Annotated in this window: 14 protein-coding genes; 6 read left to right on the top strand and 8 right to left on the bottom strand. The window is 67.5% G+C overall.

Translation table 11 applies throughout. The features are described from left to right. Positions 1–4: 4 nt before the first annotated feature. Together HT578_RS11675 and HT578_RS11670 are read right to left on the bottom strand one after the other, a co-directional pair. Entirely contained in the window at positions 5–790 is a 786-nt protein-coding gene (locus tag HT578_RS11675; protein WP_213499591.1) for a DsbA family protein, read from the bottom strand. Then, positions 787–1,329: a DUF721 domain-containing protein gene (locus tag HT578_RS11670; protein ID WP_239026257.1), complete on the bottom strand. Its 543-nt coding sequence runs from the start codon at positions 1,327–1,329 to the stop codon at positions 787–789. Before HT578_RS11670 ends, HT578_RS11675 begins: the two co-directional genes overlap by 4 nt. Positions 1,330–1,409: 80 nt before the next feature. Here HT578_RS11670 and HT578_RS11665 point away from each other — a divergent pair, with 80 nt between their 5' ends. From HT578_RS11665 to nudC, 3 genes are read left to right on the top strand one after another with little or no spacing between them, the layout of a single operon-like run. Beyond that, positions 1,410–2,477 (top strand): A/G-specific adenine glycosylase, encoded by a 1,068-nt coding sequence (locus HT578_RS11665; protein WP_213499590.1) that lies wholly within the window; start codon positions 1,410–1,412, stop codon positions 2,475–2,477. Beyond that, positions 2,474–3,784, top strand: a complete 1,311-nt coding sequence (locus tag HT578_RS11660) for a serine hydrolase domain-containing protein (RefSeq protein WP_213499589.1) — start codon at positions 2,474–2,476, stop codon at positions 3,782–3,784. Before HT578_RS11665 ends, HT578_RS11660 begins: the two co-directional genes overlap by 4 nt. Before the next feature lies 1 nt (position 3,785). Then, on the top strand, positions 3,786–4,727 hold the full coding sequence (gene nudC, locus HT578_RS11655) for an NAD(+) diphosphatase (protein WP_213499588.1): 942 nt from the start codon (positions 3,786–3,788) through the stop codon (positions 4,725–4,727). A gap of 192 nt (positions 4,728–4,919) precedes the next feature. Here the strand turns inward: nudC and HT578_RS11650 are convergent, their stop codons facing one another. After that, positions 4,920–5,324, bottom strand: coding sequence for a DUF1489 family protein (locus tag HT578_RS11650; RefSeq protein WP_039390352.1), 405 nt, complete (start codon positions 5,322–5,324; stop codon positions 4,920–4,922). A gap of 56 nt (positions 5,325–5,380) precedes the next feature. Further along, positions 5,381–6,856: a magnesium transporter gene (gene mgtE / locus HT578_RS11645; RefSeq protein ID WP_213499587.1), complete on the bottom strand. Its 1,476-nt coding sequence runs from the start codon at positions 6,854–6,856 to the stop codon at positions 5,381–5,383. A gap of 196 nt (positions 6,857–7,052) precedes the next feature. Between mgtE and HT578_RS11640 the strand changes: the two genes are divergently transcribed. Together HT578_RS11640 and HT578_RS11635 are read left to right on the top strand one after the other, a co-directional pair. Continuing rightward, positions 7,053–7,517: a peptidylprolyl isomerase gene (locus HT578_RS11640; protein WP_039390356.1), complete on the top strand. Its 465-nt coding sequence runs from the start codon at positions 7,053–7,055 to the stop codon at positions 7,515–7,517. A gap of 153 nt (positions 7,518–7,670) precedes the next feature. Beyond that, positions 7,671–8,387: a rhomboid family intramembrane serine protease gene (locus HT578_RS11635; RefSeq protein WP_213499586.1), complete on the top strand. Its 717-nt coding sequence runs from the start codon at positions 7,671–7,673 to the stop codon at positions 8,385–8,387. 81 nt (positions 8,388–8,468) lie between these two features. Here the strand turns inward: HT578_RS11635 and HT578_RS11630 are convergent, their stop codons facing one another. The 4 genes from HT578_RS11630 to HT578_RS11615 form a co-directional block, all read right to left on the bottom strand. Continuing rightward, on the bottom strand, positions 8,469–9,353 hold the full coding sequence (locus tag HT578_RS11630; protein ID WP_052322151.1) for a LysR substrate-binding domain-containing protein: 885 nt from the start codon (positions 9,351–9,353) through the stop codon (positions 8,469–8,471). A gap of 63 nt (positions 9,354–9,416) precedes the next feature. Continuing rightward, positions 9,417–10,334, bottom strand: a complete 918-nt coding sequence (locus HT578_RS11625) for a hemolysin family protein (RefSeq protein ID WP_039390358.1) — start codon at positions 10,332–10,334, stop codon at positions 9,417–9,419. 23 nt (positions 10,335–10,357) lie between these two features. Beyond that, on the bottom strand, positions 10,358–10,849 hold the full coding sequence (ybeY, locus tag HT578_RS11620; RefSeq protein ID WP_039390360.1) for an rRNA maturation RNase YbeY: 492 nt from the start codon (positions 10,847–10,849) through the stop codon (positions 10,358–10,360). A gap of 318 nt (positions 10,850–11,167) precedes the next feature. Then, entirely contained in the window at positions 11,168–12,220 is a 1,053-nt protein-coding gene (locus tag HT578_RS11615) for a PhoH family protein (RefSeq protein WP_213499584.1), read from the bottom strand. 361 nt (positions 12,221–12,581) lie between these two features. Between HT578_RS11615 and HT578_RS11610 the strand changes: the two genes are divergently transcribed. Further along, positions 12,582–13,073 carry an RcnB family protein gene (locus HT578_RS11610; protein WP_213499582.1) on the top strand — a complete coding sequence of 164 codons (492 nt, stop codon included), beginning with the start codon at positions 12,582–12,584 and terminating at the stop codon, positions 13,071–13,073. Positions 13,074–13,425 lie beyond the last annotated feature (352 nt).

The raw sequence follows: 13,425 nt of genomic DNA, 5'->3' as shown, positions 1-13,425 counted from the left end.
GGGCTCAGATCTGCCCGGCGGTGTTGGCGGCGAGCGCCTTGGTGATCGCGGCGGACAAGTCCTTCCACTGCGTCGCCTGGAGCGGGCCGCCCATCGGGCTCTGGAGGACCTTGCCGTCCTTCGTGGCGTAGAGGACCTTGCCGTTGATGACGATCCCGGGCGTGCCGGTCAGCTTGAGCTGCGAGGCGGCCTCGTACTGCGCCATGACCTTGTCGAGTTGGGCCTTGTCGGCGAGGCACTGGTCGGCCTTGCTGCGGGTGATGCCGAAGTGTTCGACCTTCTTGTAGAAATCGAGGTCGCTGGCGATGGCGCGCAGGCGCTGGGGCAATTCGCCTTCGGCCCAGCGCGTGCGCTGCGCTTCGCTGGCCGATGCCGCCTTGGGAAGCCAGGTGTCCTGCGAGGCGAGGAAGGCGTTGTGGCGTACGAAGAAGGTCTTGGGATCGCCGCACGAGGTGAGGAGCGCAATGGTGATATCGACCGGGTTGCGCACCAGGTTCGAGACGGTGAGCGCCACCTTGCCCTGCGGGATCGCGGTCGTGCGCAGGACGGGATCGGATTCGCGGTGGAGCGCGGCGCAGTGCGAGCAGGTGTAGCTGATGTACTCGGTGACCTTCACCGGCGCGGCGGGGTTGCCCAGCGTGTAGCTGCCGTTGCCCGTCACCGTGACCTGCCCGTTGCGGTTGGTCTTGCTTTCGGCGGCACTGGCGTGCGTTGGCGCAGTCAGGCTGCCCGCCGCCAGCGCGGCCGCGCCCAGCGCGAGGAGGGAGAGGGTCTTGGTGGCAGGTGTCATGTCTCGTCGTTCCGTTCGGCTTTGGCGCCCATGCTGCGGGCCAGCGATTCCAGCACCGCGCGCAGCTCCGGGTCGCCGATGTCGCGCAGCGATTCGCCCAGTTCGTAGGGGACCGGTTTGAGGGAAGGCGGCGCGGCGCGGCTTTGCGTGGCAGGCGGTGGCTTAACCTCGCCTTGCCGGATCTTGACCTTGGCGACCGCCTTGTAGCCGAAGAAGCGGTTCACCCGGTCCATGATCTCGGGGATCACGTGCTGGATCAGCGTGGCGTGGGCGGGCTTGACCACCAGCTGCAGGATGCCGTCGCACTTCTCTCCGGGCGGGAAGCGGATCGCCTCGGGCGTGCAGACGCGGGCGTGGCGCGCGCCCACGATCTCGGGCCAGCGCGTCACCACGCTCGACTGCACGAAGCCGAAGCGGCGAAAGGCGGTGCGCCCGACATTGGGCATGAGGTCGCTGATCGCGCGGGCCTGTCCGCCGCGCGCGCGTTCGAAGGCCTTGGGCGCGGCCTTGCCCTTGGTCTTGCTCGGCTTCTTGTCCACGGTGCTGTCCAGAGTCTTGCTGTGCCTTTTGCGCGATTTGGGCCGTTCCCTTGCGCGGCCTCCAATGCCATAGGGGGCGCATGGATGCCAGCCGCGAAACCACCGCCGAGCGACTTCTCGACTGGTACGATGTGAACGCGCGCACGCTGCCCTGGCGCGCGCCGCCCGGAACGCCCGCACCCGATCCCTACCGCGTCTGGCTTTCCGAGGTCATGCTCCAGCAGACCACCGTGGCTGCGGTGAAGGAGTACTTCGCCAAATTCATCCGCCTGTGGCCGAGTGTGGCCGACCTTGCCGCCGCGCCCGACGAGGAGGTCATGGCCGCCTGGGCGGGGCTGGGCTATTACGCGAGGGCCCGCAACCTGCTCGCCTGCGCGCGCGAGGTGGCCGCGCGCGGCGGGACCTTTCCCGAGACCGAAGCCGAGCTGCGCACGCTGCCGGGCCTTGGCCCCTATACCGCTGCCGCGGTCGCCGCGATTGCCTTTGGCGCGCGCGCGGTCGTGGTTGATGCCAATGTCGAGCGCGTCGTCTCGCGCCTTTTCGCGATCGAGATACCGCTGCCCGCCAGCCGTCCCGAGATCCGCGAGCGCACCGAGGAAATCACGCCCGATGCCCGCGCGGGTGACTTTGCCCAGGCGATGATGGACCTGGGCTCGGGTATTTGCACGGTGCGTGAGCCCAAGTGCCTGCTCTGCCCGCTCTCGGACACTTGCGCCGCACGCGCTTCGGGAGACCCGGCGCGTTTGCCGGTCAAGGCACCCAAGAAGGCGAAGCCCACCCGCACGGGCCGGGCCTTCTGGATCGAGACACGGATCGCCGGCGAGGACCATGTCTGGCTGGTGCGCCGCGCGGGCAAGGGGATGCTGGGCGGGATGCGCGCGCTTCCCGACGATGGCTGGGCCGCGCGCCAGGACGGCCATGGCGAGGACCTGGCGCAAGGGCCCTGGGAGCCGGCGGGCCGGGTTTCCCATGTCTTCAGCCACTTCGCGCTGGACTTGCGCCTCGCCATCCACGCCGGAGCGAGCCCGCCTCAGGACCTGGGAGAAGGCGAGTGGTGGCCGCTTGAAAAGCTGGATGAAGCCGGGCTCCCCACGCTCTTTGCCAAGGCCGCGCGGCTGGCGCTGGCGCACACGGGAGAGGATGCATGACGCGCGAGGTCGAGGGTTTGCAGCATGCGCTCGACCGGCGCCGTCTTCTCATGCTGGGCGCCGCGGCGGGGCTGGGCGCGCCACTGCTGCCCCGGCTGGCGCTTGCTGCGCAGGACCGTGACCTGTTGCCGCGCGTGCGCGCCGTCCTCGCGCGCTGGACTGGGCCGGGGCGCTTTCCGGGCATGATCGCGACGCTGGGGCTTCCCGGGCAAGCGCCCGAATATGTCCTCTCGGGCATGCAGAGCTTTACCGAAGACTCGGCGATGCGGCCCGACAGCCTCTTTCGCATCTATTCGATGACCAAGCCGGTCACCGGCATGGCCGCGATGCAGCTGATCGCCGATGGCCTGCTCGGCCTCGACCAGCCGCTGCACGAAATCCTGCCCGAATACGCGGACATGCAGGTGCAGGACCGCTACGACGGCTCGCTCGATGCGCTGCACGACGCGCCCCGCGCGATCACCATCCGCCATCTCCTCACCCACACCGCCGGGATCGGCTACACCATCGTCCAGAAGGGGCCGATCAAGGACCTGATGGAGCAAAAAGGCCTGATCCCGGGGCAGGTCAGCCGCCTGAAGGTGCCGGGCATCTTCAATGGCGAGACGGTGGGCAGCCTCGACCTTTTCGCCTCGCGTCTCGCGCAGGTGCCGCTGGTGGCCGATCCGGGCACCAAGTGGATCTACTCGATGGGGCTGGACCTGTTGGGCCGGGTCATCGAGGTGGTCTCGGGCCTTGCCTTCGACAGGTACCTGCGCGAGGTGATCTTCGCGCCCGCAGGCATGGAGAGCACCACCTTCCAGGTCCCGCGCGAGGAGGCGGGGCGTCTTACCACCAACTACGGGGCGCTCGGGCAAGGGCTCGTGCCCATCGATACGGGCGCGGATTCGATCTACCTCGATCCCCCGCCCTTTCCCTTCGGTGGTGCCGGGCTGGTCAGTACCCCGGCCGACTATGACCGCTTCCTGCGCCTGCTCGCCCAGTTCGGCGAGCTGGACGGGCGGCGCATCCTCTCCGAACTCGCCGTGCGCACGGGCACCCGCAACCTCCTGCCCGAAGGCGTCGCAGGCCCGGTCACGCAAGGGCGGCCGTCCAGCTTCGGCGCGGGTGGGCGCGTGGGGATGGGGCCGGAGAGCGGTATGTTCGGCTGGTCGGGCGCGGCCGGAACGGTCGCCATGGTCGATATGGCCAAGGGGCTGCGCTCGCAGATCTTCGTCCAGTTCATGCCGCCCGAGGCCAGCCGCCTGCTTCCCGAATTCCAGTCGGCGCTCAAAGCCGACGTGACCGCGCTCCTGGAGAGAACCTGACATGCCCGCCCGTCCTGCCACCGTCCCGATCGCGCCGATTTCCTACGCTGGATCGCCGCTCGACCGGGCCGATCACATCCGCACCAGTCCCGAGGCGCTGGCGCAACTGCGTGGGCCCGGCGCGCGGGTGCTCCTGCTCGACGGGCTCGACCCGGTGCTGACCTCGCAGGACACGCTGCGCTGGGGCGATCTCGATGCCGTGTCGCCCGAGGCTGAACTGGTGTTTCTGGGCCTCGACGGTGAAGGCACGGAGCGCCGCGCCTGCTTCGCGCCCGTCCCCGTGGTCAAGCCGGGCGAGACCCCGCACGCCGGGCCCGCCAGCTGGAGCGCGATGGCGGTGCTCTCCCACGAGGAACTGGCGATCTACGGCGGCGCGCGCGCGCTCGTCGGCTGGCACGCGCGGCACCGCTTCTGCGCGCAGTGCGGCAGCGAAACCGTGCTCGACAAGGGCGGCTGGCAGCGCACCTGCACCTCGGCCACGTGCGGCGTGCCCCATTTCCCGCGCGTCGATCCGGTCACGATCATGTCGGTCGAGCATGAGGACCGGCTGCTCCTGGGGCGCCAGCCGCGCTTTCCCGAAGGGCGCTACTCCGCGCTCGCCGGGTTCGTGGAGCCGGGCGAGACAGTGGAAGAGGCGGTTGCCCGCGAGGTTTTCGAGGAAGCGGGCGTGCGCGTCCATGACGTGACCTACATCGCCAGCCAGCCCTGGCCCTTCCCGTCCTCGCTGATGATCGCCTGCCACGCGGTGGCCAAGGACGATGCCATCACCATGGACGAGACCGAACTCGACGACGTGCGCTGGTTCACCCGCGCCGAAGTCGAGGAAGCCGTTGCGGCCAAGACCGAGCGGGGCGAGGCGGGCCTCGCCTTCGACGCCCCGTCGCAGAGCGCGGTGGCCTATGTCCTGCTCAAGTGGTGGCTGGATCGCGGGCCGGTGACGTAAGGGAAGAAGTGATGATTCAAGGGGCCATCGCCCCTTGACCCCCAAATGGGCGACCTCACCATTCTCGGCCCACGCAGCTGGTGAGAGGTGAGGTCGACGGTATGGGGAGCCCGAGGGCAATGGCCCTCGGAATCATCCTTCTGACGTCCTCATTTCGTCTTGAAACCCGGCTTTCCGATGTTCGACGACGCCTTAAACCAGCCCCAACTTCATCAGCTCGCGCGCCAGCTTGGGGGGCATGATGTCGCCGCTGTCCTCGCCGTCGGTGAGGTCGCGCGGGGCGTCCTCGTCCTTGAGGTAGCGCCAGCCCTGGTGGGCGCGCTTGGGCTTGGTGACGACCGGGATCAGGCGCGGTTCGAGGCGGATGTGCCAGCGCCCGTCGCTCTCGCGTTGTTCAAAGCCCAGGATCGGCGAGCGTCCGATGAGCGCGTGCTCGAAGATCCAGTAGAGCGATCCGCCCACCATCTCCTCCTGCCGCTTGGGCACGTAGCGGGTGGTGAGGCGCGCCTCGCCGAAGGGCGCGTGGCTTTCCAGCCAGGCGCGCAGGTCGGCGGGGCTCTGGGCGGCAAAGGCAATCTTCGTCATGTGCAGCGGCATCACAGGCTAGATAGGGAGGATGGGCGCGAACGCCAACACGGTTCTTGCGTGTGCGCTCAGCCCACCAGCCCGGACATCGTGGCCAGGCCCAGGAAGACGAGGAAGCCCATCGAATCGGTCGTCATCGTCACGAAGACCGAGGACGAGATCGCCGGGTCGGCGTTGAGGCGTTCGAGCGCGAGCGGGATCAGCACGCCCGCCATTCCCGCGATCACGATGTTGGTCATCATGGCCGCGGCGATCACTCCGCCCAGCATAGGATTGCCGAAGATCAGCGAGACCGCGAGGCCGATGATGACGGCGACCGTGCCGCCATTCAGAAGCGCGATGGACATCTCGCGCCGGACCGCGCGCCAGGCGTTACTCGGGGTAAGCTGGTTCATCGCGAGCGCGCGCACGGTGACGGCCAGCGTCTGCGTGCCTGCGTTGCCACCCAGCCCCGCCACGATCGGCATGAGCGTGGCGAGCGCGACCATGGCCGCGATGGTGTCCTCGAACATGGCGATGACCGCCGAGGCGAGCGTGGCGGTGAGCAGGTTCGCGATCAGCCAGCGCACGCGCCCCGACCAGGCATCGCGGATCGGCTCGTTGATGTCGCCGTCGCCCGCGCCGGAGAGGAGCAGGGCGTCCTCGCCCGCTTCCTCGGAAATGATGTGGACCACGTCGTCGACCGTGATCTGGCCGATCAGGCGGCCCGAGGTGTCGACCACCGCGGCCGAGATCAGCGCGTACTTCTGGAAGCGCAGCGCGACCTCTTCCTGGTCCATGTCGACCGGGATCAGCGTCTGCTCGCGCTTCATCACGTCGTAGAGCGGGATGTTGCGCGGGCAGCGCAGGATCCAGGACAGGACGCAGGTGCCGATCGGGCGGTGCATCGGATCGACGATGAACACTTCCCAGAACTCGGTCGGCAGTTCGCGGTGTTCGCGCAGGAAATCGATGAGGTCGCCCACCGTCATCGTCTCGGGCACGGCCACGAACTCGCGGCTCATCATGCGCCCGGCGGATTCGTCGGGGTAGGACAGCGCCGATTCGATGGCCGCGCGGTCTTCCGGCTCCATCTCGGCCAGGACCGCGCGCTGGTTGTCCTCGTCGAGGTCCTCCAGCATCGCGACGGCATCGTCGGTGTCGAGCTCGCCGGCAAAGCCCGCGACCACTTCGGCGGGCAGCGTCTCGACGAGGAGCTCGCGCACCCAGTCGTTCAGCTCGGCGATGACCTCCACGCCCATGAGGTCGCGGATCGAGCGCGCCAGCACCGGGCGCTCGTCGGCATCGACCAGCTCGAACAGGTCGGCGATGTCGGCGGGGTGGAGCGGTTCGACCAGTTCGTAGACGCGGTCGAAGTCTTCCTCCCACAAGGCGTCCTTGACCGCGCGGACGTAATCGGCCTTGAGGCGGTTGTCCTCGTCGAGGCTTTCGCTCTCGGTTTCAGGCTCACCGTCCGGATCCTCGGGAAATTCGGACGCAGCAAGGCTCTCGTCGCGCAGATCCGCGTCCTCGATGCGTTCGTCCTTGAGATCCGTATCGCTCATGGGGCGGGTCTACGCGGCAATTTCGCAATTGCAACAGTTCCCCCCGGCGCGGATGAATTTCGTGCACGCTGGCCGCGCGGAACGTGACAACGGCGCACCATCGCCTATATCGGGGGCCGGTTCACATGGCGCCCGCCCCCGCGCGGCCTGCCAGCCCACCTAACGGCCCGCATCCGCGCGGCGACAGGAGTTTTCGATGGCTGATGAATTTCTCACCTTCACGCTCGACACCGGCAACGGCGAAGGCGGCGACGTCAAGATCAAGCTGCGCCCCGACCTGGCCCCCGGTCACGTCGAGCGCATCAAGGAGCTGACCTCGGAAGGTTTCTACGACGGTATCCTCTTCCACCGCGTGATCCCCGGCTTCATGGCGCAGGGCGGCTGCCCCAACGGCACCGGCATGGGCGGTTCGGACAAGCCCGACCTGCAGGCGGAATTCAGCGCCGAACCGCACGTGCGCGGCGTGTGCTCGATGGCCCGCACCAGCTACCCGCACTCGGCCAACAGCCAGTTCTTCATCTGCTTCGACGATGCGCGCTTCCTCGACAAGCAGTACACCGTCTGGGGTGAAGTGGTCGAAGGCATGGATCACGTCGACGCGCTGCCCAAGGGCGAGCCGCCGCGCGAGCCGGGCAAGATCGTGAAGGCCGCGCTCTCGTAAGAGTGCGGGCCGCATCCGCGCCCCATGTGGGGGGCGGATACGCTGAAAAAGGGCGCTTCCTCTTGAGGGGGCGCCCTTTTTTCGTGGGCGTGATCCAGAACACACCCCTTGCGGCGAATCGCTTGGTATCCTCGCCCCTTGATGGAGGGTGTGATGAGCAGCGAACGGGTGGCGGTGCACATACGCGCAGAGGATTGCGGGGCCGGGCGGGAGGAGCGCCCTGGTCCCGTGATTCCCTGGCAGGACTATGCGCCCGGTTGGGCGCTGCTGGGCTTCATGGCTTACGTCTTCGTCGTACGCCTGTTCGACACCGACCGGATGCTGGCCTGGCGGGTCTCGCGCGAGGCGCTCGGGGAGGGGCACCTCGCCACGCTGCAGATGCACATGTTCGCCCATGCCTCCGCGCTGCACCTTGCGATCACGGCCTTTGCCTTCGTGCCGCTGGCCGCGCTGGCGGTGCACCGGCTGGGCGGGGGGCTGTGCGCCTGGCTGCGCCTTGGCCTGCTGTTCGAGGCCAGCGGGCTGGCCGGGGGGCTGGCCTATCTTGCGCTCCACCGCGCGGGAGGCGAGGGCCTGCTGGGGGCCTCGGGCGTGGTGTTCGGGCTGATCGGCTTTCTCGCCCGGCACAAGGCGATGACCGCGGGCGTGGGCGAGGTCTGCTCGGTGGCGATGGGGCGCGAGGTGCTGGCCATGGCGCGGACCCAGTTCTGGGCGGTCTGCGCGCTGGGCGGGGTGCCGGTGCTCTTCGAGGCCGCCTCGGGGCTCGCCTGGGAGGCCCATCTGGGCGGATTTGTCACCGGGTTCCTGCTTGCCCCGGCTCTGGTGGCGCTGGGCGCGCTGGGCAAGACGGGCGCTTGCGGCGAGGGATAGACCGACGGGCCGGATCGCGCTGATCCGGCCTGACGGACGTAAGGGGGGGGCTTGCGGTGTTCGGGCCTTGGCCCGGAAGTCTTAGAGGCCAGCCTGCTGCAGCCACTCGTGGAACATGCGCACGGGACGCGTTTCGAGCGCCTTGGGGCGGCACACGAACCAGTAGCGGTAGGGGCTTTCCACGTCGATGTCGTAGAGGCGCGCGAGGCGGCCGTCGTTCGAGCGGCGGAAGTGATCATCGTGCATGATCGCGATGCCCAGCCCCTGCGCGGCGGCTTCGAGCACGAGCTGGCCGGAGTCGAACTTGTCGACCGAGGCGGGCTCCAGATCGGGCAGGCCGATCGCCTTCTTCCACGCATCGAGGCTGTCGGGCAGATCCTGGTGGATCAGGAAGGTCTGTTTGGAGAGCTTGTCCTTGTCCGGGCGCGGTCCCAGGTCGTTGGCCATCTCGCGCGAGACGATGCCATAGACCTTGTTGTGGTCAAGCTGGACACGGTAGAAGGCCGGGTCGGGTTCCTTGGCCAAGATCACCGCGGCGTCGAGCGTGTCGCCCACGCGCGCTTCGAGGTGCGTGCCGGTGTCGATGTCGATGTGCAGGCGCGGGTGCAGCTTGCGCAGCTCGGGCAGGCGCGGGAACAGGCGCTGGCCACCGAACAGCGAGGGGACGCCCAGGTGCAGGCGCAGGACCTGGCCGCGGTCGATCTGCGATTCCACCGCCTCGGCCAGCTCCTCGAGCTTGGGGCCGACGACGTTGTAGAAGGCCTGGCCTTCGTCGGTCAGCTTCATAGCCTGGTGCTGACGGGTGAACAAACGCTTGCCGGTGAAGTCCTCGAGAGCGGCGACACGGCGGGAGAGGGCGGACGGACTGAGCGCGAGCTCGTTCGCGGCGGCCTTGGCGGAACCTAGGCGGACGACGCGGACGAACGCTTCAAGCGCGCGCAGTGGGGGAAGTCGACGTACGGGCAATGTCTCTGGTCTTTTCGCTTCGGTTCACCGCGCGCGGGAGTGCGCCGGTGTGCATGGGTACTCTCAGTCTTCCTCTCGGACGGGCTCTTCGAGAGGCGGGTGGAGGCGAAGCCTCGTGACGTGCCGCTCGTTGCCGTCGGTAATTTCTATGCGCCAGCCGCTGTCGTGCTCCAGGATCGTGCCGACCTGGGGGACCTGCTCGGCGAGGACGAAAGCCAGGCCGCCCAGAGTATCCACGGCTTCCTCGATCTCGGCAAGGCGCGGGTCGATGCGCTCGGCCACATCCTCAAGCTCGGCGCGCGAATCTGCGTCCCAGACCCCGTTCTCGAGCGGCACCAGCCACTCCTCGGCGGCCTCGTCGTGCTCGTCCTCGATATCGCCGACGATTTCCTCGACGAGGTCCTCGATGGTGATGATGCCGTCGGTGCCGGTGTACTCGTCGATGACGACGGCGAGGTGCACGCGCTGGGCGCGCATGTCGGCCAGCACGTCGAGCGCGCCGCGCGACTGGGGCACGAACAGCGGCCGGCGCAGCAGGCTGGTCCAGTCGGCCGGGGCCGGCTCCCCGCGCGCGAGGATCGGGAACACGTCCTTGATGTGGATCATGCCCTTCACGTCATCGAGCGATTCGCCATAGACCGGCAGGCGCGAATGGCCGTGCTCGGCAAAGGCCTCGACCACTTCGTCAAAGCTGGCCGAGGCGGCAATCGCCACGATCTCGCCGCGCGGGATCGCGATGTCGTCGGCATCGTGCTCGGAAAAGTGGAGGAGGTTGCGCAGCATCTGGCGCTCGAGCGGCGACAGGTCGCCGCTGGGCGCTCCGTTTGCGTCGGTCTCGCCCTCATGGTTGTTGATGACGTCTTCCAGCTGCGCGCGCAGCGACTGGTCGGCGTCCCCCTGGAACAGTTTGCGGAATGCACGCCAGAGCGTGCCGGTACTGTCCCCGTCTCCTGGGTCGGTGTGGCGGCCATTTTCGGCCATCGTGATTGGGTATCCCTCGAAGGTTAGTTGCGGTCCCCATATGGGTCGGCAATGGCAAGAATCGCAAGTGCCTTTGTTTCGAGCGCCTCCATGGCCTCGGCATCGGCGTCGGAAATCTCATGGTCGAGGCCCGCCAGGTGCAGCAGGCCGTGGATCAGGAGGTGTGTTGCATGTTCCTGAATAGAAACGTTTTTCTCGCTTGCTTCGCGCGCGCAGGTCTCCGCGGCGAGAGCGATGTCACCCAGCATTTCGGGCGGGCCGTCTTGCTGTAAATTCAACAGTTCGACACGTTCCAGCATGGGGAAGGAAAGAACGTTGGTGGGCTTGTCCTTGGCGCGCCACTCGCGGTTGAGCGTGTGCACCTGCGAATCCGAGGTGAACAGAACGCTGGTAAGCAGCCGTTCGTGCCCCAGTTCGGGAGCCACCTGGACGAGCGCCTCGAGCGCCCGTTCGGCCAGGTCCACCCAATCGGTGTCGCCGGGCCAGGGGGCTTCGATGTCGATCTCGAGTTCCATCGCCGCCCCTTAGCGCTCCAATGCGTCCGGGTCGAGCGGGGAAAAGCGGGAATTCGGCCCTTTTTGCAATCGATATTGCAGGGCGCGCGTCACGTTGAGGTCACAAAGCGCAAGGCAATAATCCAGGCCGAAAGGTCTGTGCGCAAACTGCAAGGGCGCCTGGCAGGGAGCAAGGAAGAGACCTTCCGAGGGCCATCGCCCTCGGGCTCCCCAGACTGTCTGGCTCACCCTTGTCGCGCTGCGTTGGCGAAGGACGGTGAGGTCGCCCATTCTGGGGTCAAGGGGGATGACCCCTTGAATCGTGTCTTCCTTCCCTTCTTAGCCCTCGTCGTACTGCGAAAGCGGGCCCTCGTAGGCTTCGACGATGCGGCCCACGATGGGATGGCGCACAACGTCGGCGGCGGAGAAGCGGGTGACGGCAATCCCGTCCACGCCTTCGAGCTTGGTCACGGCATCGGCAAGGCCCGACATGCGGTCGCCACCGGGAATGTCGACCTGCTTGGGGTCACCGCACACCACCATCCGGCTGTTCTGGCCGAAGCGGGTGAGGAACATCTTCATCTGTTCGCGCGTGGTGTTCTGCGCCTCGTCGAGGATGACGAAGGCATCGGCCAGCGTGCGTCCGCGCATGAAGGCGATCGGCGCGATCTCGATCTCGCCGCTGGCGAGGCGGCGTTCCACCTGCTCGGGCGGCATGCAGTCATAGAGCGCGTCGTAGAGCGGGCGCAGGTAGGGATCGACCTTGTCCTTCATGTCGCCGGGCAGGAAGCCCAGCTTCTCGCCCGCCTCGACCGCGGGGCGCGAGAGGATCAGGCGCTGGACCGAGCCGGTCATCAGCTGCGAGACGGCCTGCGCGACCGCGAGGTACGTCTTGCCCGTGCCCGCCGGGCCGAGCGCGAAGATGACGTCCGACTTGGCGAGCGCGCGCATGTACTCGATCTGGGTGGTCGAGCGCGGCACGATGGTCTTGCGCCGGGTGCGGATCATGATCGGCGGGCCCTTGCCGCCGTTGTCGGCATCGCCGGTGATGATGCCATCGAGAGTGGGTTCGGCCGACATCGAGATGAGCGCCTCGATCGCGCCCGAATCAAGCTCCTGGTGGCCCTGTTCAAGCTGCCGGTACATGCCCGTCACCGTTTCGCGCGCGCGGGCGACGGCGTCTTCGGGGCCCTCGATCTGGATCTTGTTGCCGCGCGCGGCGATGTAGACGCCGAGGCGGTTCTCCACCTGCACGAGATTGGAATCGAACTGTCCGAACAAGGCCCCCAGCAGCGTGGGTTCGTCGAATTCCACTTCGACACGGGCGCGACGGTGGGTGTCGGGCCTCAGGTGCACCGTATCGTTGTCGGCGCGGGCTGCTTTACGGGCCATGCGTTCCTTTCTGATGAGGATGGTTTGCTTCCAAGGCGAAAGATGGCCCTGTGCGCGCCCGCTTGCAAGAGGGGGGTGGATCGCAGGGGCGTTGGCGGTGGAAAAGAATCGGCCCGGAAAGCCCGCACGGGGCATCGCCCAAGCCGTGCAATCTATCGGATACTGGAATTATTTTCAGAGGGTTGCTGTTTCAATCTGGCGGGCGATCCCACGCATTTGCGCGGGTTTCCCGGGACCTGTCGCAGCGCTGCGACACTGCTGAGCGGGAGGTGTACGGCGCGCTCCTGCTTCGTTCATTTAGGGTGGGTAAAACCTGAATGCACAGACCGCCACCCCGGCTGCATGTTGAAGGAGTTTTTTCATGCGTAAGTTCATCCTGATGGCCCTTGCCGCCAGCGTTGCCGTTCCCACCCTGGCGGTGCCGACGATGGCCTCGGCCCAGAGCTACCGCGAGGCGCGCGAAAGCCAGCGCGACCTGCGCGAGGCGCGCCGTGACCTGCGCCAGGCCGAGCGCCATGGCGACCGCCGCGATGTCCGCGAGGCGCGCCGCGACGTGCGCAGCGCGAGCCGCGAGGCGCGTGAGGACTGGCGCGACTACCGCCGCAGCCACCGCAACGTCTACCACCGCTCGGCCTACCGCGGTCCCTCGGGCTATCGCTACAGCCCGGTTGCGGTGGGGCACCGCTTCCAGCCCGCCTATTACGGCAGCCGTTACTGGGTGAACGACTACGCCCGCTATCGTCTCCCGGCGCCCCGCGCCGGTGCGCGCTGGGTGCGCTACAACAACGACGTGGTCCTGGTGAACGTCCGCAATGGACGTGTTCTCACCGTCTACAACGGCTTCTTCTGGTAAGTTGCCCCCTTCCAGCGAGTCCCCTACGGCGGCCCCGGTGAGCAAGCACCGGGGCCGCTTTGTATCTGGGGAATGCGAAAGGGAGAGGGCGAAAACGTCAGAAGAGATATATCCGAGGGCCATCGCCCTCGGGCTCCTCGAATTGTCGAGCGCACCTTTCACGCGCTAGCGCGGCCGAGAATGGCGAGGCTGCCCATTCTGGGGGCTAGGGGCGATGGCCCCTTGAAATGATGCCTCCCTTCTCCCCCTCGAAAAGGCGCGCCTTTGCGGCGAGTTGGGGCCTGCGCGGCGCGGGTGCGCTTGCCCGGGCCGCACAGGGCCGATAGCCTGAGCTACATGAACCAATCTCTCG

Source organism: Novosphingobium decolorationis (assembly GCF_018417475.1).
Lineage (GTDB): Bacteria > Pseudomonadota > Alphaproteobacteria > Sphingomonadales > Sphingomonadaceae > Novosphingobium > Novosphingobium decolorationis.
The sequence above is the reverse complement of the archived record's forward strand: the minus strand, read 5'-3'. Positions and strand labels throughout refer to the sequence as shown.